Annotated in this window: 14 protein-coding genes; 5 read left to right on the top strand and 9 right to left on the bottom strand. The window is 58.5% G+C overall.

What is annotated here, in order from left to right; all coding sequences use genetic code 11:
• Positions 1-5: 5 nt before the first annotated feature.
• From ROSERS_RS21590 to ROSERS_RS21575, 4 genes are all read right to left on the bottom strand, one after another.
• Positions 6-2,141 (bottom strand): SulP family inorganic anion transporter, encoded by a 2,136-nt coding sequence (locus ROSERS_RS21590; protein WP_011958867.1) that lies wholly within the window; start codon positions 2,139-2,141, stop codon positions 6-8.
• Positions 2,142-2,289: 148 nt separating this feature from the next.
• Complete coding sequence (locus ROSERS_RS21585; protein WP_011958866.1) at positions 2,290-3,000, bottom strand: BglI family type II restriction endonuclease; 711 nt, start codon at positions 2,998-3,000, stop codon at positions 2,290-2,292.
• A 2-nt stretch (positions 3,001-3,002) separates the two neighbouring features.
• Complete coding sequence (locus tag ROSERS_RS21580) at positions 3,003-4,055, bottom strand: DNA-methyltransferase (RefSeq protein WP_011958865.1); 1,053 nt, start codon at positions 4,053-4,055, stop codon at positions 3,003-3,005.
• 102 nt (positions 4,056-4,157) lie between these two features.
• Positions 4,158-4,973 (bottom strand): hypothetical protein, encoded by an 816-nt coding sequence (locus tag ROSERS_RS21575; RefSeq protein WP_011958864.1) that lies wholly within the window; start codon positions 4,971-4,973, stop codon positions 4,158-4,160.
• Between the two features lie 211 nt (positions 4,974-5,184).
• On the opposite strand from ROSERS_RS21575, the gene ROSERS_RS21570 reads away from it, so the two are divergent.
• Entirely contained in the window at positions 5,185-5,847 is a 663-nt protein-coding gene (locus ROSERS_RS21570) for a PspA/IM30 family protein (protein WP_011958863.1), read from the top strand.
• Between the two features lie 109 nt (positions 5,848-5,956).
• Here the strand turns inward: ROSERS_RS21570 and glgP are convergent, their stop codons facing one another.
• The 5 genes from glgP to ROSERS_RS21545 all read right to left on the bottom strand — a co-directional run bounded on the left by glgP (position 5,957) and on the right by ROSERS_RS21545 (position 12,822).
• Entirely contained in the window at positions 5,957-8,116 is a 2,160-nt protein-coding gene (glgP, locus tag ROSERS_RS21565; protein ID WP_011958862.1) for an alpha-glucan family phosphorylase, read from the bottom strand.
• A 257-nt stretch (positions 8,117-8,373) separates the two neighbouring features.
• Positions 8,374-9,198: a hypothetical protein gene (locus tag ROSERS_RS21560; protein ID WP_011958861.1), complete on the bottom strand. Its 825-nt coding sequence runs from the start codon at positions 9,196-9,198 to the stop codon at positions 8,374-8,376.
• A gap of 30 nt (positions 9,199-9,228) precedes the next feature.
• Complete coding sequence (locus ROSERS_RS21555) at positions 9,229-10,776, bottom strand: (Fe-S)-binding protein (protein WP_011958860.1); 1,548 nt, start codon at positions 10,774-10,776, stop codon at positions 9,229-9,231.
• A gap of 359 nt (positions 10,777-11,135) precedes the next feature.
• Positions 11,136-11,624: a hypothetical protein gene (locus ROSERS_RS21550; protein WP_011958859.1), complete on the bottom strand. Its 489-nt coding sequence runs from the start codon at positions 11,622-11,624 to the stop codon at positions 11,136-11,138.
• Between the two features lie 349 nt (positions 11,625-11,973).
• Complete coding sequence (locus ROSERS_RS21545) at positions 11,974-12,822, bottom strand: hypothetical protein (protein ID WP_011958858.1); 849 nt, start codon at positions 12,820-12,822, stop codon at positions 11,974-11,976.
• A gap of 359 nt (positions 12,823-13,181) precedes the next feature.
• On the opposite strand from ROSERS_RS21545, the gene ROSERS_RS21540 reads away from it, so the two are divergent.
• From ROSERS_RS21540 to ROSERS_RS21525, 4 genes are all read left to right on the top strand, one after another.
• A complete protein-coding gene (locus tag ROSERS_RS21540; RefSeq protein ID WP_157041186.1) occupies positions 13,182-13,469 on the top strand; it encodes a hypothetical protein in 288 nt (95 codons plus the stop codon).
• 595 nt (positions 13,470-14,064) lie between these two features.
• Positions 14,065-15,345 (top strand): CaiB/BaiF CoA transferase family protein, encoded by a 1,281-nt coding sequence (locus tag ROSERS_RS21535; RefSeq protein ID WP_011958857.1) that lies wholly within the window; start codon positions 14,065-14,067, stop codon positions 15,343-15,345.
• Between the two features lie 36 nt (positions 15,346-15,381).
• Positions 15,382-16,602: a CaiB/BaiF CoA transferase family protein gene (locus tag ROSERS_RS21530; RefSeq protein WP_011958856.1), complete on the top strand. Its 1,221-nt coding sequence runs from the start codon at positions 15,382-15,384 to the stop codon at positions 16,600-16,602.
• Between the two features lie 334 nt (positions 16,603-16,936).
• Positions 16,937-18,163 (top strand): 2-methylfumaryl-CoA isomerase, encoded by a 1,227-nt coding sequence (locus ROSERS_RS21525; protein ID WP_011958855.1) that lies wholly within the window; start codon positions 16,937-16,939, stop codon positions 18,161-18,163.
• Positions 18,164-18,168: the final 5 nt, after the last annotated feature.

The following is an 18,168-nucleotide window of genomic DNA, read 5'->3' as shown; positions in this document are numbered from 1 at the left end:
AACCTTCAACGTTCCCCCCCAAACTCCACCGCCATCAGCAGATCACTGGCTTCCCACGCCAGCATACCGCCGCTCAGAATGGTCACTCGACCAAACCCGCGACTCAGCAGCGCGGCTGCGGCGCGTTCGCTTCGGTGCCCACTCCGGCAAACCAGGACGACAGGTCGGTCACGGCTTACCTGATCGGGATTGGTCAGCAGTTCGTAGAGCGGCAGCAACTCCGCGCCTGGAATGTGCCCCTGACGGTACTCACGCGGCTCGCGCACATCGATGACGCGCGGCGGGGATGCACTGCGGATCTGACGCCACAATTCGCGCGGCTCAATGGTTGAACCCGGCGCCGGGGCGACGTTTGTCGGCAGGAGCGGAATGGCTTCGGCGGGCAACGGACGCTTCGGCAGGTTCTGACATTCGCGGAACGCCTTCACTTCACACTCATAAATGCAGACTGCCGGATCGAGCACGCGATGGAAGAGATAGTCGATGGCATGGTCTTCGTCCAGAAAATGGTCTTCCCCCACGTACTGCGTAAAACCGGAGACGTCCATGATCTGACGCACCGGCGGGCGCACACGCACAAAATAGACGCCGCCGCCGCGGTCACGGTACTGGCGCACAATCATCTGGAGCATTTTGATGCCGCTGATGTCGCAACGCTGGACGCTGTGCATCCGCAACAGGAGAAACCGCTGCGACGGATTTTGGGTCATCAATGCGTTCATCTGCTCTTCGACGTGGTTGACGGCGCCGAAGTAGAGATCGCCAAGCACATCGACAACCGCCAGTTGCGGGCACATCGGCAGATGCGGTTGATACTCCCAGTGGCGAAAGTCGGCATCTGGCAGCACGCTCTGCACCCGCGGCGCGCTGGTGCGCCACAGATATGCGCCGAGCGACATGAGGACGCCGCTGATGATGGCAAACTGGAGTGGAACGAGAAGGGTCGCCGCCAGGGTGATGAGCGAAATCGCCCCATCGGTGCGATCAGCGCGCCAGATGCGAGCAATTGCCCGGTAATCGACCATGCTCCAGGCGGTGATTGCCAGCGCGCCTGCCAGCACCGGACGCGGCAAGTGCGCTACGAGCGGCGCGAGCGGGAATATTGCCAGGAGGACGAAGATTCCGGAAAATGCATTGCCCATACCGGTGCGCGCACCTGCCTGAAGACTGAGCGCCGACCGGTTGAACGACCCGGAGCACGGATATCCCGAAAACAGACCGGCACAGATGTTTGCCAGCCCCTGTCCGATAAACTCCTGATTACTGTCGAGGCGTTGTTGCGAGTGGGTCGCTATCGCGCGAGCAATTGCCGATGCTTCCACCAACCCGATGATGGCGACCGCCAGCGCACCATTTGCCAGTGCGCCAATCAGATTCAGATCGAAGAGCGGCAGATTGGCGAACGGAGGGAGCGACTGCGGCAGCGCCCCCAGGGTGCGCACACCGGCTTCCTCCAGGCGCAGCATCCAGGCGACCAGGGACACGATGATCAGCGCGATGAGCAAGGTCGGCAGGCGACGCTGAACCCGTTGAAGCGCCGCAATGAGAACGATGGTTGCGACACCCAGGATGAGACTCGGCAGGTGGGTGCGTTCGATAGAGGCTGCACTCAGAACAAACGTATCGACCAGACTTGCACCCATCGGAAGATCGATTCGCAGGATCGGCGCAATTTGATTGGACATAATGAGAATGCCGGCGCCTGCTGTGAACCCAACGGCGACCGAGTCGGAAACGAAGTTGACCAGCAGTCCCAGGCGCGCCAGACCGAAGGCAAGGCGCAGCGCACCGGCGAGGATCGCAAGCATGCCAGCTGCGGCAATAAACTCAGGCGTGCCAGGCGTGGCGAGCGGCAGGATGACCGAGAGGGTGAGCAGGGATGCCGTATTCGTCGGACCGGTGTGCAGATGGCTCGATGATCCCCAGAGCGCGCCAACGATTGAAGCGACGATAGCGGAGTACAACCCCATTTCCGGCGGCAGACCCGCCAGGAGCGAAAATGCCAGCGCCTGTGGCAGCAGCACAAGCCCGACGGTTATGCCTGCTACCAGGTCGGCGCGCAGAGTCTCGAGAGAATAGCCGCGCACGACCTCTACAGGACGCGCGATTGTTGCGGGGAATTTCTGCAAGGCAGCAAGCATGAGGTGTGAGAACTGAGAACCAAGAACCGAGAACCAAGAACTGAGAACTGAGAACTGAGAACTGAGAACCGAGAACCGGGAACTGAGAACCAGGAACCAAGAACTGAGAACTGAGAACCGGGAACCGGGAACTGGGAACCAGGGTTTACTATGCGTTCCAATGAAAGTCATCAGGAGGCATTGGAATAACCTGAACGCGCCACGCAGCCTTTTTTTTGAGACGATCGAAACTCAAACGAACTCTGAACTTCTCCTTTCGTGTGGGGGCATCCCGCCCGGCAAGCCAGATAGTATCGTTATCATCAGGATTATATGTATCCTGTAAAATTCCATTAGGAACAGCCGTAACGAGGATGCTAGTTAACTCTTTCCTTGACTGAACGACCCTATAATTGTACTTAACGAATATGGTCGTTGTCAGATAATGATTATCATTTATTTTTATTAGCGGCTCTATTTCTCCTGAAATATCAATGGATTTGCCGGAACGTTTTTGCCTGACTCGCATCGAAATTTGAGACATTTGCAGAGTCGCAGTTTGTGAACCGCCTTCCTCTGCTTTTGAGTCAACAAAAAGAGCCTGCCTTACCGCGTAGTCTGGATGAAACAAATAACAAGCACACTTATAGTCGATTTTTCCGAACAGTCTTTGGTCGATTCTGTGCATACCCAGACGCTCTAGAGCTTCTCTGGTTATGTCTTCGCCAATATCAGATACAAGGTCAACCTCCTTCTCGAATATCTCTTGAGCTTTGGATCGATAGTCGTAAATGGCCTGAACTACCATCCTTAAGGTTGATTTTTCAATCTCTTCTACCTTTTCCGGGTTTTCTTTCAGATATTTCTCATCCAAAAACATAATTATATCTCCATACTAATTTGCTGTAACTCCCTCCTGATATTATTTCTTGCCAGATCAACATACTTCTGGAGAATATCGATGCCTATATACCGACGACCAGCACGGATCGCTGCTATTGCTGTTGTACCGCTTCCAATAAAACAATCCAGCACAATATCACCCGGATCGGTAAGAAGTTTGATGGCTCTGGAAGGCAATTCGACCGGAAATTTTGCCTCGTGATCATCGTTTGACCGGACCGAGGGAATGCGCCATACTCCTCTCGATCCCCAATCTCGCCATTCATCAGAAGATAATCTTCTCCGGTCAAACTTAGTAACACCAGGTTTCCAGAAAAAGAAAATATATTCAAACTCGTCAACAGAGCGATAGGAAAGACTTGCCCAGCGAGAGTTTTCCCATGCGGCATCCTTGACCCATATCCGCCGGTCGTAAGTGAAAAAGCCTGCATCCAGCGCCCATTCTTCAACAAGACCCCCCACGATCTTGACCCGGGTTTGGATGTCATATTTACCGCCGCGGATATTGTTGCCGTTGAGTCGTCTGTCTATTGTCTGCTCGCTGCAACCTAAAAGTTCTGCGAGCTGATAACGATTAAAGTCAGGGTGTTGTTCAATTGCTCGCAGAATATCTTCCCTGGTAACGGGAGATCGCTTCCTGTTGACTGCCTCTGCCTGGATGCGAGGCATGTGGGGATCCTTAAACACCAGTATATCTGCAATGTTGATGACCAGAAAACCACCGGGCTTGATAATTGGAAAGTGTAAATGTATCACAGTACGAAGAAGATCTTTCCACTCATCGAAGGAAAGATGCTCTTCATACTCTTTCCCGACGAAGTATGGCGGCGACCATACACTCAAGGCAATGCTGTTCGGCTCTATTTGGGGCAAAAGTTGGCGGGCATCGCCACAGTAGATGTTGTCTGGCTCAAGGAAATACATGCCGCCATTTTCTGGATGATCTGCGCTATAGAGTTTGAGAAATGTCGGTTGTAAATGTTTGGGAAGCCGTTCGATTTCAACAGGGATAGGTGGATGGTGACGGTTCATCGATAGCCTCCAACAAAATTGCGAACTGATGTTCCGATTATACCATAGTAATCTCTGGATAGTGAGAGTATACTACCGCTTCTGCGCGGTCGCAAAACGTATCTATTGCCCGGCGCGTTCCGATATGATGATATGGGCGCGCCGTCCGTCACTCACCCACTCGATGTCGCCGTCCACCCGTTCGTGGTACAGGCGTGCGCCGCCAACTGCACGTTCGTGGTAGGTCTGCTGCGGCGGATGCCGGGACTGGCGCCCGTCGCTGAAGATGATTGCCGTCGGATGGAGGGACTCCACCAGCGGAGTATGCGGGTCGTACTGCCAGGGGTAGACCAGGAGCGAGGCGCGACGGGTAAAGCGATGTTCGAGCATAGCGGGGGTGACATTGTGCGCGAAAACAACGCTGGTGGCGCCATAATCCAGGCGAATTAACGCCCCGGCATCGTCGCAGTCCAGCGTCTGAATCGTTACTCCGTCGATCTCCAGGCGCTGCCCGACGCGAAGTGCGCGCACCGGCGTTGCGTCCCGCGCCAGCAAACGTCGCCAGGTGTCGCGCGTCGCATTTGGTGCGCTGGAGGGCAGCGCCAGCGCCCGATGCGCACGGTAACGCTCCAGTGCGGCGACCTGCCCCGCATCTCCCGGTGATGTGAGGATCACCAGCGCCAGGTCGCGCCGCCAGAACGGCATGCGACGCCCCAGCGCCGTCACCAGCGCGTCCGGGTCGTTGCCGCCGTCGATCAGCAGATACAAGCCGTTTGGGGTCTGCACCAGCGCGGCATCGCCGCGCAACGCAGGAAAGAAGACGTGGAGCCGGGCATCAGGACGCTGTATCCAGGCAAGCGTCAGAAGCGCGGCAAGCATCAACCCGATGCGCGGAGCGAAACGACGCAACAGCGATGGTTCGGCAGACGATGCAGCCATACGACCCTCCGTAGGCGCGCAGGTCGCAGGCTGCCTGCCGGTAATGATTATATCCGTGCAACATTACCCCGACAATAACGTACATACAGGGTGTACAGCACCGATCTGCTGTGCTAGAATGAACAGGCGATACGTCCGCTCTCCGCTGGACAGCAGCATCGCGCCTGTTCAGGAAAAACAAAAACGTACAAGTTCAAGGGAGGTTGGAGACATGTCGATCTTCGTTCGCATCCGAGACATTCTGAGCGCCAACATCAACGCCCTGCTCGACAATGCGGAGGACCCGGAGAAAATGGCGAATGAGTATCTGCGCCAGCTGGCCAACCAGGAATATGAGGTGAAAACCAGCGTTGCGGCGGCAATGGCGGACCTGGCGCGGCTGAACCGTATGGAGGCGCAATATCTGGCAGAGACGGAAAGTTGGGACCGCAAAGCAGAGGCAGCGCTGCGCGCCGGTGATGAAGCGCTGGCAAAAGCCGCTTTGGCGCGCAAAGTGCAGGCCAGCAAACTCTACGAGCAGTACCGCGATCAGTCGGATGCGCAGGAAAAGCAGGTCGAACAACTGGAGCAGGCGCTGGTGCAGTTGCAGACACGCATCGCCGAAGTGCAGGCCAAGCGCGATATGATCATTGCGAAGAAGAACCGTGCGCAGACCCACGAAGCCATTCAGCGCACCGTGCGTCAGGCGACGCGTATCTCGGCGATGGATAAACTGGATCAACTGGAGAGCCGCGTCGATGAGCGCCTCGATCGGGCTGAGGCGATGACGAAACTCGAAGGGGATACGCTGGAGAACAAGTTCCGCAATCTGGAGCGCGACACTGCTGTGGACGCGGAATTTGAGGAGTTGAAGCGACGGTTGGGTCAGGGTTGAGCGGTTTCTGATCCTGAAGCAATCGGGGGTGAACGTGGATCGTTGCCACGTCTCTACCCCCGATTTTTCATAGATCTTCTCTGCACATTCCCCTGCTGGCAGTGAACAACTATGCCTGCATTTCCGCCACCGGCAGGTACAACCGGGTCACATACTCCTTGACCATACGGCGGGTGCTGAACACCGGTGCGATGGTGGCGATGGACTCTTTGCTGATCGCCAGCCAGCGGTGTGGAATCCCGTCGGAACCGCGGTCGTAGTAGGTTGGGATCACTTCCTGCTCCAGGATGCGGTACAGATGCTGTGCGTCGTTCCAGTCCTGCTCGTCTTGACTGCTGTACTCGCGCGCTTCGCCGACAGCCCAGCCGTTAGCGCCGTTATACGCTTCGGGCCACCAGCCATCGAGGACGCTGACATTGACAACGCCGTTCAGCGCCGCTTTCTGACCGCTGGTGCCGCTTGCTTCGTAGGGACGACGCGGCGTATTGAGCCAGACATCAACCCCCTGCACCAGTGCGCGCGCCAGCGCCATGTCGTACTCTTCGAGGAACAGGATGCGCCCAAGGAACCCCGGTTGCTGCGACATCTGGTAAACCTGCTGGATGAACAATTTTCCCGGATCGTCAGCCGGATGGGCTTTACCGGCAAAAATGATCTGCACCGGACGGTCACGACGGTTGAGCAGCGCCTTGAGCCGTTCGGGTTCGCGGAACAGCAGCGTTGCGCGCTTGTACGTGGCGAACCGGCGTGCAAAGCCGATTGTGAAAATCTCCGGTTCAAGCACGGGCCAGACCTGCGGTGGCGATCCCAGGCGCAAATGACGCTGACGAACGCGCTCGCGCGCAATTGCCACGAGATCACCTTTGAGCGCCTGACGCACTTCCCACAACCGCTCGTCGGGAATGTCTCGCACCTTCGCCCAGAGCGCAACATTGTCAAGGTCCTCTTCCCAATCAGGACCAAGCACTTCATCATACAGGCGACGCATGGCCGGCGCCAGCCATGTGCTGCTGTGAATACCGTTCGTCACCGACGTGATCGGCACTTCGTCCTGCGGCACGTTCGGGTAGAGCCAGTGCCACATGCCACGCGCCACGTGACCGTGCAGTTTGCTGACACCATTGTGCGCGTGCGACCCCTTCAGCGCCAGCACCGTCATGGCGAAGGTCGGTCCCCAACTCTGCTGTTGCAGCGCCAGGTCGAAGAATTGTTCGCGGGTCAATCCGAGATGGGGCCAGAAATGGTTGAAATACTTCTCCATCAGGTGGAGCGGGAAAGCGTCGTTGCCGGCGGGAACCGGCGTGTGCGTGGTAAAGACCGATTGCGCGCGCACCTCGCGCCATGCTTCATCGAACGGCATGCCCTGAGCAACCTTCTCACGCACCAGTTCGAGCACCAGGAACGCAGAATGCCCCTCGTTCATATGCCAGACCGTCGGGTGAATGCCGAGTTGACGCAGCGCCCGCACACCGCCGATGCCCAGCACGATCTCCTGCGCAATCCGCATCTCCTGGTCGCCGCCGTACAACCGCGCCGATAACTCGCGATCCTGCGGACTGTTTGGATGAATGTCCGTATCCATCAGGAACAGCGATACCCGGCCCACCTGAATGCGGTAGACCTTGGCGTAGATGGTGCGACCCGGCAGATCGACCTCGACGACCACCTCACGCCCGTCGGCAGTCAACGCCTGCGTGGCTGCGATGTCGGCGAAGTTCAACTTGGAATAGATCGCCTCCTGCCAGCCGCTCTGGTCCAGACGCTGCCGGAAATACCCCTGCGGGTAGATGAAGCCGACCGCAACAAACGGCAAGCCCAGATCGCTCGCCTCTTTCACGTGGTCACCCGCCAGCACGCCAAGACCGCCCGAATAGATCGGCAGCGACTCGTGCAGACCGAATTCTGCCGAGAAGTAGGCAATCGTCACGTCGTTGGCGTTGCCAAACGTGCGCCGATACCAGGTGTCTTCAGCAGCCATGTACCGGTCGAACGCGGCCATGACCCGGTCGTATTCAGCCAGATATTCCGGGTTGGCTGCCGCTTCCTCCAGTTTGCGCTGCCGCACGTCGCGCAAAAAGTCGACCGGATTGTGGTAGTCCTCTTCCCACAGATCAGCGTCGATATGACGGTAGAGATCCTGGGCTTCTGGATGCCAGGTCCACCACAGGTTGTACGCCAGATCGCGGAGACGGGCGATCCGCTCAGGAATCGGTGTAAAGAGTAAATCGGCGCTTCTGATGTTCAAGGACGCCTCCTCTGCTTCAGCCATCGCCGGTGACCATCGTCGTCATGGAGATGGGTAAGGGTACAGGCGGAGAATAGCGCCACAGCGCGCTATGCGTACTATACACGCTTCTTTTCAGAGATGCAAATCAATGCTGTAACCAGATTATAACGCTTTTTGCACATGAATGCAGCGTGGGTTGTCTGCATGACGCTTGCTTTTCTCATTTTCCCAACCCCCTTCTCCCACGCCGGGAGAAGGGAGGTTGTCCATTCCAGAGTCCCGACATGCCGCTCCAATATTCAGGCGATCGTGCGCGCCATACGTCGCTGCACAGCATAGTAGACAGCAAGAAAATTGTAGACCATGTGGAACAGGTAGGTAAACGGCAGCAGCGTGAAGAGGGTCATCCCCAGCAGTGCGTGAACGTAGACGACGCCGGGAAACAGGTGCAGACGCGCAAACAGTTCCGTCCAGATGATGCAGAAAATGATTGTGCGCACCAGCACCCTATCCCACGGAAGGCGTCCTGGTGTGCGCAAACCGTGCGCTGGCGGGTCGATATCGGCTACGACCGCGCCGCTCCGCTTTCGCAGCAGGGTGATCATCAGGTGCAGGTTGCCGACAACCGCAAATCCGACGGCGATCCAGGTGATGCCCACGAAATACGGAGCAAAGTCGCCGAAGAGAAAGTGCGCCTGAAGCGGCTCACCATTGCCGAAGATGATCGCCAACAGATTTGCCGGCGTGTAGTTGAAACTCCCCTCCAGGTGATGCGCCACATCCGGCACCGGTCGCCCGAACAGGATGTGCGCGAATACGATGATCGCTGAGAGCGTGTAGCCGATCACTTCGGTAATGATAGCGACGTGGTAGAAGAGATAGCCGCGTCCCCAGGTTGGGTTGGCGCGCCTGTAAAAATGACGGTACGGTCCGAACAGCACGGCGTGGAGCGCCTCGAAGAACCCCAGGCGGCGTGGCGCACGCTCGAATGTCGGCGTCACGCCGCGAAACCGACGCCGCGTCACCAGCGCCAGCGCGAAGCGCCCCATGCGCACGCCAACGCCGATCAGAAAAACCGCCAGTGCAACCGGTGCAACGATATTGAGCACATCGATGATCATCATGGCACACCTCCCTTTGTTTCACACGAAGCGCTACTGACCTGCCACTGCACGCGCACGCATCGCCGGCATCGACGGCGTTGTCATTTCACGCAGTGAGCGCAAATGCTCATACACCTGCGGATGGGTCGTGCTGAAGCGTTTGACGATCTCATCACGCTCCAGCCAGTCGAGCAGCGCCGGGAACTCCGGTGATTGCATCAGCGCCGCCATCCGCCCTTCGATGCTGTGCGCCAGGAAGAAGTCGTGGTCACGGTTCCGCAGTTCTGCCGGGACATACATACGATCCAGTTCGCCGCGCTTCGCCAGTGCCGGTTCCATCGCATCGTAGACCACCTCGAACAGCACCAGCGCCATGCGTTCGCCGGGTTGCGCCAGTCCATAGGTGTGGCAGGTGTCTTCCAGCGAGAGGGTGCAGACGACGCACGGCGAGGTGACATACTCCGCGCCGGTTGCACGGATCTGATTGGCTTTCAGCACCGAGATCTTGCGGCGCAGTTCGGTGTTTTCCGGCAGACGCATGCCGCCTGCGCCGCCGTTGCAGCAGTAGTTGTGCTCGCGGTTGGGGGTCATTTCGATGAAATTGTTGGAGACCAGGTTCAACAGTTCGCGGAAGGTGTCGCCGAGACCGGAGAGACGGGTGGCGTAACATGGGTCGTGCAGGGTGATCTTGGTGTCGATCTTCTCTACCGGCAGGCGCCCCTGTTTGATCAGATCGAGCATCAACGTATCGACACTGATGATCGGGTAGCGGAATGGACGTCCCAGCGTCTCCGACGCCTCGGCGTAGAGCGTGCGCGCATCGCAGCCACATTCCACCAGCAGGATCTTCTCGACACCCAACCGATCCGCCTCCTGTTCCCACTCCTCCAGCATTTGCCGCGAAAGATTGTGGTGGACGGCAATATGATCGATCTCGGTGCCGGTGTCGATCACATACGGTGAGACCGTGTAACTGACCCCGGCAGCATTGAGGATCTTGATCAATTTGATGCCGTAATCGGGGATTTTGGTGTTACCGGCTGCCGGGCAGACGAAGAGCATCTCGGCGCCGTGCACATCGACCGGTACTTCGATTCCTTCGCTGCGCAGGAAAAGCCCGACTCGCCCGATCACCTGGGGGACGGTCAAGCCGAAACTGTGGCGGTAGCGCTCGGTGTTTTCGACAATCGATCGGATGGTAGGGTTGGCATGGCTCAATCCGGAGTCGGAGTAGGCTGCCCTTGCCAGGCGCACAATCCGGCGGATGCTGATGCCCGTCGGACAGGCGAGGGTGCAGCGTCCGCAGGCGGTGCATGCCCAGAAATAGCGCATGTTCTCCTGAAGATCGGCGACCGTGGGTGTGGGAACCAGTCCGAGCGCGCCTCCAACCTGTCCCTCGACCGTCATGTAGCGCTGGTAAATCTGGCGTATAAAACCGGTTTTGTGGGTTGGATGCAGTTTTTCGTCGCCGGTGACCAGATACCAGGCGCATGCTTCACCACACATCTTGCAGTTCAGACACGCTTCGAGATTGACGACATCCTCGGCAGTGATGTTCTTGCGCAATGAGTCGACAAAGGCGCGCATTTCCGCTTCCATGATGATCTCCCTCCACTAACATTCGGATAGCGACGGATGGGTTGGGTACGTGGAACCTGGAAAGGATGCAGGTCAGCAGCCTTCTCTCTACCGACATGTTCCTTCCGACTGAATGTGACGTTCAGAGAAGCGTGAAGCGGTCACTTCCGCCGGAAACGCCAACTGTGATCGCAGCTGTCGCCGCTGCAATCGCCTCGTCATTGATCCGTGATTTTTGTAGACCGGGATCTTGTGCAGAGAAGAGGTCCGCTGTTGTGGTTGAGAGTGTAGCAGATGAGCGGCTGTTTATGCGTGGAGAGATTGTTACCGAAAATTGCGATGTGATCAAGTTTATACTTTTTGTGCATCCCACGCCGCTACTACCGGTCGCGTCGGCGCCGCAGGTAGCGGATCGAGCGACGCGGGCGATAGCCGAGTGCGCGCATGCGGGCGGCGATGGTTTGCAGCGAGGGGAGAATACTGTCGGAGTACCCCTTCTGTTCGATCAGCGCGCGCCGCACATCTTCCGCGCTCATGCAGGGTGCGCGGGCATCGTTGCGACATTCGGGATGGGCGCGGCGCCAGGTTTCGATGAGGTCGCGGAGATCGTGGAGCAGATTGGGCAGGCGCGCCTCGACCGGTTTGCGCCCGCGAAGGCGAGTTCCGTCAAGACAGGTCACCCCGCGCTCCAGTTCGCGCATGCCTTTGCGAATGGTGGCGCGGTTCCAGCCGAGTTCGCGTTCGGCAAGGCGCTGCCCGCCAGGACCGAGCATTTTGACCGTGCGCGCCATAAACATCCGGCGCTCACTGCCTTTCAGTGATCGAGCGGTTGCAATCAACTCCGCTTTGAGTTTGTCATCGAGTTCCATAGATGAAGATTGAGAATTAAATCCGGTATACCGAACTGGCCGTGGGGCTAAAGCCCTCGGCTATAGAGTGCGAAGCCCGCCTGCGCGGGCTGTAGCGGATTATTTCTTCAAAGACCATAAGCCCTCGGCTATAGAGTGCGAAGCCCGCCTGCGCGGGCTATAGCGGAATAATTGCTCAACAACCATAGCAGGAGTCAGGGGTTTGATCGCTTGCCTTCTCCTTTACCCTGCTCCTCACTACCTCGCTCCTACAGCGTTGAACGTTCAACGTTCAACATTCAACGTCCAACCCTCAACCTTCAACCTTCAACCTTCAACCTTCAACCCTCAACCTTCAACCTTACAACCCTCAACTCTCCCCCAGTTCCACCACAGCGCTGAGCGCCGTTGCGCCGTCGGGTCCCTGCGCCTCCAGTTCGACGCGATCCCCATCGGGGCGGGCGATCAACCGAAATGGCGCCAGGTCGAACAGTGGCGCCTGGCTGCGAAAACTGAAGCCGACAATCGGGCGAGCGGTGTTGTGGCGCACCAGTTCCATGAGCATGACAGCGGTCAACGGTCCGTGGACGACCAACCCCGGATACCCTTCTTCATGGCGGGCGTAGGGTCGGTCGTAATGGATGCGATGGGCATTGAACGTCAGCGCCGAGAAGCGGAAAAGAAGGCGCGTATCCGGCGTAACGGTACGGACCCATGCACCCTCCGGCGGCGGCGGCAGGTCGATCGGCACAGGCGCAGGCACGGCAGCGCCCGGCTCGCGGTACACAATATCCTGTTCCTCTTCAATGCACAGCGTGTTCTCCTGGTAGATATCGTAGCCGACCGTGACGAATGCGAGTGGACCGCTGCGTCCCGATTTCAGGGTGACATTGCGGATAACCCCCTCGCGTCGGGCAGGTTGCCCGATGATGAGCGGATGGTGAAAGCGGATGCGCGCGCCGGCAAACATGCGACGCGGGTAAGGGATAGGGGGGATGAAACCGCCACGTTGCGGATGCCCGTCTATGCCGAGTTGTGACTGCGGTGCACGAGGCAGGAAGTAGAACCAGTGCCAGAGCGGTGGCAGCGCCGAGCCTTTCATTGGTAACGGCGGGGGTGGTTCAAGCGTTGCCGCCGCCGCTGCCGCCTGCGCCGGGCTGATGTCGTCCTCAACCTGCTCCGTCCGACCGATCCAGGCTGTCCAGTCTTCTGATGTCATAGCGCCTCCTTCCGTGCTCTGATGTACGCTGATGCAACCCTGGCGCGTGTATTTGCGCGCATGGTGCAGCGCCCTATCCATGAGCCACACGGTTGCTGTCACCTGGTGATGAAAACGAGCATGCTTGTGGAAAAGTATCGTACAGAAATGCCGGGGGGATGGTTAACAATTCTATACCTGATGTTACCCGTCTTTTCCTCATATGGTACACTATTCTTCGTATCTTGCGAACATGATCCCACGACTTTCCTGCACAGCGCTGCACGTCCGCCAGGCATACCCGATACCATGGGGCATCGCGCACATCGTATGCACGAAGAGATGCGCTTCTTTTTGCGTGACAGCGAGCTTCAGGATGGATGATGGAGATTGAGCACTTAATCCGGTATACGCCTTGTGCCGTGGGGCTGATGGAGATTGAGCACTTAATCCGGTATACGCCTTGTGCCGTGGGGCTGATGGAGATTGAGAATATAATCCGCTCTACCGAACGAGACGTGGGGCTGATGGAGATGAAGAATATAAACCGGTATGCGCCCTTTGCCGTCGGGCTGATGGAGATTGAGAATTTATTCCGCTATCCCGCGCTAGCCGTGGGGCTGAAGCCCTCGGCTAGCCAAGGCGAAGCCCGCCTGCGCGGGCTGTAGCGGATTATTTACTCAAAGACCATAAGCCCTCGGCTAGACAAGGCAAAGCCCGCCTGCGCGGGCTCTACCGGACTTAATTCTTAAAGATCATAAGCCCTCGGCTAGACAAGGCAAAGCCCGCCTGCGCGGGCTCTACCGGATTATTTATGAGTCCACTGCACAAAGGGGATGTCACCGCAGCGACGCAGCGTTCGCAGGGGTGATTCCATAGCGAGTCACGCACCCGTATGCTGCGCCGTACATCTATCATGGTTCGTTTTTTTGACTCTCTGTGCGCTCGGCGTCTCAGCGGTGCGTTTTTGCAGCGAAGTCATTTATTCAAAGACCATTATCCGTCCGACGACGATCAGTGCATACCTGCAGCAAGCCGTAGATTTCGTAATGATGCGGAGGGAGGCTCATGACAAAAGGAACACGTTCGGCAAAACCGGTGAATCAGACCAAACCTGAGACGGATCACACAGAAGGATCAGGCGAAACGCCTCCGACGCCAGCGGCGGATTCAAGCAGCATGGGCGAGATGGGGCAAGAACAGTCCTCAGGATCAGGCGAAACGCCTCCGACGCCAGCGGCGGATTCAAGCAGCATGGGCGAGATGGGACAAGAACAGTCCTCCCCCTTTCCGGCGGCGTCGTTTGCAGAAGCGCCATTCGCGGAACGATCGTTGGAGAATCCTGATCGCATGCCGCTAAGCGGTATTCGGGTTATCGACGTGGGCAACTTTCTTGCCGGTCCGTATGCAGCGTCGATCCTGGGGGAGTTCGGCGCGGAGGTGCTCAAAGTCGAACACCCGATTGGCGGCGACCCGATGCGGCGTTTTGGCACCCCCACCACACGTCACGACGCAACGCTTGCGTGGCTCAGCGAAGCACGGAATCGCAAGTCAGTGACCATCGATCTGCGTCAGCGGGAAGGGGTCGAACTGTTCCTCAAACTGGTGGCGAAGTCGGACGTGCTGATCGAAAACTTTCGCCCCGGTACGATGGAGGAGTGGGGGCTGGGATGGGATGTGCTGTGCAAAGCCAATCCGGGTCTGGTGATGCTGCGTGTGTCGGGGTACGGGCAGACCGGTCCATACCGCCGTCGATCCGGTTTTGCGCATATCGCGCACGCATTTGGCGGTTTGTCGTATCTGGCCGGCTTCCCCGGCGAAACGCCGGTGTTGCCCGGCACGGCGCCGCTTGGTGACTATATGGCGAGTCTGTTCGGGGCGATCGGCATTCTGCTGGCGTTGCGCCACAAAGAGAAAACCGGGCGCGGTCAGGTGATCGATGTGGGGATTTACGAGGCGGTGTTTCGTCTGCTCGACGAAATTGCCCCCGCTTACGGATTGTTCGGCAAGATTCGCGAACGTGAAGGCTCCGGGAGTTTTATCGCCGTACCCCACGGGCACTTCCGCACCAAAGACGACAAGTGGGTGGCGATCGCCTGTACGACCGATAAGATGTTCGAGCGTCTGGCGGAAGCGATGGAACGTCCTGAACTCGCCTCTCCCGAACTGTACGGCGATCAGCGTAAGCGTCTGGCAGCCCGCGATACGGTCAATCAGATCACGATCGAGTGGGTCGGCTCGTTGACGCGCGAGGAAGTCATGCGGCGCTGTCTCGAAAAGGAGGTGCCCGTCGGTCCGCTGAACAGCATCGCCGATATTTTTGAAGATGAGCACTTTCGCGCCCGTGGCAACCTTGCCTGCGTCGAGGCGGAAGGGGTCGGCGGGGTGGTGGTGCCCAATGTCGTGCCCACCCTCTCTGAAACGCCGGGACGTATCACCAATCTGGGTCCGCCGCTCGGCAATGCCACGTATGAGGTCTTTCGCGAACTGTTGAACATTTCCGCCGACGAGATCAAGCGCCTGCGCAGTCGCAAGATTATCTGATGCGTCGCAGAGCGATGTGGAATGAGGTGATCTGGTATGGATGGACACGAAAGCAACCTGCCGCTGGCAGGCATTCGCGTGATCGATGCGGCGACGGTGGTCGCTGCACCCTTCTGCGCCACGCTGCTGGGCGAGTTTGGCGCCGATGTGTTGAAGGTCGAACATCCGCTCGGTGGTGACGCGCTGCGTCGCTTCGGCACTCCCACCTTCCGCGACGGCGATACGCTGACGTGGCTCAGCGAGGCGCGCAATAAGCGCTCGGTGACCCTCAACCTTCAGCATCCCGATGGTGCGCGGATTTTCAAGGAACTGGCTGCAAAATCTGACGTGCTGTGCGAGAACTTTCGCCCCGGCACACTGGAAAAGTGGGGGTTGGGGTGGGATGTCCTGAGTCAGATCAATCCGCGGCTGATCATGCTGCGGGTGACCGGCTATGGTCAGACGGGACCGTACAAAGATCGACCGGGATTCGCCCGCATCGCTCACGCGGTGGGCGGCATCTCGTATCTGGCGGGCATGCCGAAGGGAACGCCGGTGACGCCGGGTTCGACGACGCTGGGCGACTATATGACCGGGCTGTACGGGTGCATCGGCGTGCTGATCGCGTTGCACTACCGCGAGAAGACCGGGCGCGGGCAGTATATCGATGCGGCGCTCTACGAATCGGTATTCCGTTGCAGCGACGAACTGGTGCCGGCGTATGGCATGTACAAAAAAGTGCGCGAACGGCATGGTCCGCACCACAACGACTTTGCCTGCCCACACGGGCATTTTCAGACGAAAGATGGCAAGTGGGTCGCCATCTCGTGCGCGACTGACAAACTCTTTGCGCGCCTGGCGAAGGCGATGGGACGCCCCGAACTGGCGTCGTCGAGCATTTACGGCGATCAGAAGGTGCGCCTCCAGCACGCGAATGATGTGAACGAAATCGTGCGCGACTGGTGCAGTTCGTTGACCCGCGCCGAGGTGCTGGAGCGCTGCTATGCAACGGCGACGCCGGCTGCGCCGCTCAACGATATTGCCGACATTTTCGGCGATCGTCAGTTCCATGCACGCCGCAACCTGGTCGCCATCGACGTTGACAATACCGGCGAAACGATCATCGTGCCGAACGTTGTGCCCAAACTGTCGGAAACGCCTGGACGGATCAAGAGCCTGGGACCCCGGCTTGGCGAACATACCGAGGAGGTGCTCAAGGATCTGCTCGGTATGAGCGATGCCGAGATCGGCGAACTGCGCGCCAGACGGGTGATCTGACCGAACCCGGCGTGGGGTTGCGGGTTGCGGGTTGCAGGTTGCAGGTTGCAGGTTGAACGTCGCGCGTTGCAGGTGGCTGGTTGCGCGTTGCAGGTGGCGCGTTGCAGGTTGCAGGTGGAACGTGGGAGGGTGTTGAACGTCTCACTCTTTGAGAACGTTGAACATGGGAAGGTTCCCTGACCCCTCACCCGGTTCCTGGTTCTCAGTTCTCGGTTCCTGGTTCCTGGTTCTCAGTTCTCGGTTCCTGGTTCCTGGTTCTCAGTTCTCGGTTCCTGGTTCCTGGTTCTCAGTTCTCGGTTCCCGGTTCTCGGTTCTCGGCTCGGAGAAACGTACAATGAACGGTATTCTCAGCGGAATGCGCGTTGTCGAAGGTTCGGCGTTTGTGGCGGCGCCGCTCGGCGGCATGACCCTGGCGCAACTTGGCGCCGATGTCATTCGCTTCGATCCCATCGGCGGCGGACTCGACTACAAGCGCTGGCCCGTGACGCTGGACGGCAGGCATAGCCTGTTCTGGGCTGGTCTCAACAAAGGGAAACGATCAATCGCCGTCGATATTCGTCACCCGCGTGGGCAGGAGATACTGACGCACCTGATCTGCGCGCCCGGCGACAATGCAGGGCTGTTCATCACGAACTTCCCGGCGCGCGGCTGGCTCAGTTACGACGCGCTGAAAGCGCATCGCGCCGACCTGATCATGGTCAATCTGCTGGGGCGACGGGATGGCGGCTCAGAAGTCGATTACACCGTCAATCCGCAGTTGGGACTCCCGTTCATGACCGGTCCGTTCTCATCGCCTGAAGTGGTCAACCACGTGTTGCCAGCATGGGACATCGTCACCGGTCAGATGATTGCACTCGGTTTGCTGGCGGCGGAACGCCACCGGCGGCTCACCGGCGAGGGGCAACTGGTCAAACTGGCGTTGAAGGATGTCGGGCTGGCGATGATCGGCAATCTCGGCATGATCGCCGAAGTGATGGTCAACGACACCGATCGCCCCAAACAGGGAAATTACCTGTATGGCGCATTTGGGCGCGATTTCGAGACCCTCGATGGCAAACGGGTGATGGTGGTGGGATTGACCGACCTGCAATGGAAGGCGCTGGGCAAGGCGACGGGGCTGACCGATGCCTTCAATGCGCTCGGTGAGCGTCTGGGTCTCAACATGGACGATGAGGGAGACCGTTTCCGCGCGCGACGTGAGATCGCCGCACTGCTGGAACCGTGGTTCCACGCACGCACCTTCGCCGACGTGCAGCGCATCTTCGAGCAGCATCGCGTGACGTGGGGACCCTACCGCACCGTGCGCGAAGCCATCGCCCATGACCCTGATTGTTCGACGGACAACCCGATGTTCGCGCTGGTGGATCAACCCGGCATCGGCGCCTACCTGATGCCGGGTTCGCCGCTCGATTTCAGCACTGTGCCGCGGTTGCCGCCGCAACCGGCGCCCCGCCTCGGCGCGCACACCGACGAGATCCTGCTAGAGGTGCTCGGCTTGAGCGAAGGCGAAGTCGGGAAACTGCACGATGAAGGGATTGTCGCCGGACCTGAAGAAGCATAAGGAGG

This window comes from Roseiflexus sp. RS-1 (assembly GCF_000016665.1).
Classification (GTDB): Bacteria; Chloroflexota; Chloroflexia; order Chloroflexales; family Roseiflexaceae; genus Roseiflexus.
This window is presented reverse-complemented; position numbering and strand designations above follow the sequence as displayed.

Bases quoted from the DNA above. Each gene is read 5' to 3' on its own strand.
- ROSERS_RS21535 (WP_011958857.1), top strand. From the start codon at position 14,065: ATGGGACAAGAACAGTCCTCCCCCTTTCCGGCGGCGTCGTTTGCAGAA.
- ROSERS_RS21570 (WP_011958863.1), top strand. From the start codon at position 5,185: ATGTCGATCTTCGTTCGCATCCGAGACATTCTGAGCGCCAACATCAAC.
- ROSERS_RS21525 (WP_011958855.1), top strand. From the start codon at position 16,937: ATGAACGGTATTCTCAGCGGAATGCGCGTTGTCGAAGGTTCGGCGTTT.
- ROSERS_RS21560 (WP_011958861.1), bottom strand. From the start codon at position 9,198: ATGATGATCATCGATGTGCTCAATATCGTTGCACCGGTTGCACTGGCG.
- ROSERS_RS21575 (WP_011958864.1), bottom strand. From the start codon at position 4,973: ATGGCTGCATCGTCTGCCGAACCATCGCTGTTGCGTCGTTTCGCTCCG.
- ROSERS_RS21540 (WP_157041186.1), top strand. From the start codon at position 13,182: ATGATGGAGATTGAGCACTTAATCCGGTATACGCCTTGTGCCGTGGGG.
- ROSERS_RS21585 (WP_011958866.1), bottom strand. From the start codon at position 3,000: ATGTTTTTGGATGAGAAATATCTGAAAGAAAACCCGGAAAAGGTAGAA.
- ROSERS_RS21555 (WP_011958860.1), bottom strand. From the start codon at position 10,776: ATGGAAGCGGAAATGCGCGCCTTTGTCGACTCATTGCGCAAGAACATC.
- ROSERS_RS21530 (WP_011958856.1), top strand. From the start codon at position 15,382: ATGGATGGACACGAAAGCAACCTGCCGCTGGCAGGCATTCGCGTGATC.
- ROSERS_RS21550 (WP_011958859.1), bottom strand. From the start codon at position 11,624: ATGGAACTCGATGACAAACTCAAAGCGGAGTTGATTGCAACCGCTCGA.
- ROSERS_RS21580 (WP_011958865.1), bottom strand. From the start codon at position 4,055: ATGAACCGTCACCATCCACCTATCCCTGTTGAAATCGAACGGCTTCCC.
- ROSERS_RS21590 (WP_011958867.1), bottom strand. From the start codon at position 2,141: ATGCTTGCTGCCTTGCAGAAATTCCCCGCAACAATCGCGCGTCCTGTA.
- glgP (WP_011958862.1), bottom strand. From the start codon at position 8,116: ATGGCTGAAGCAGAGGAGGCGTCCTTGAACATCAGAAGCGCCGATTTA.
- ROSERS_RS21545 (WP_011958858.1), bottom strand. From the start codon at position 12,822: ATGACATCAGAAGACTGGACAGCCTGGATCGGTCGGACGGAGCAGGTT.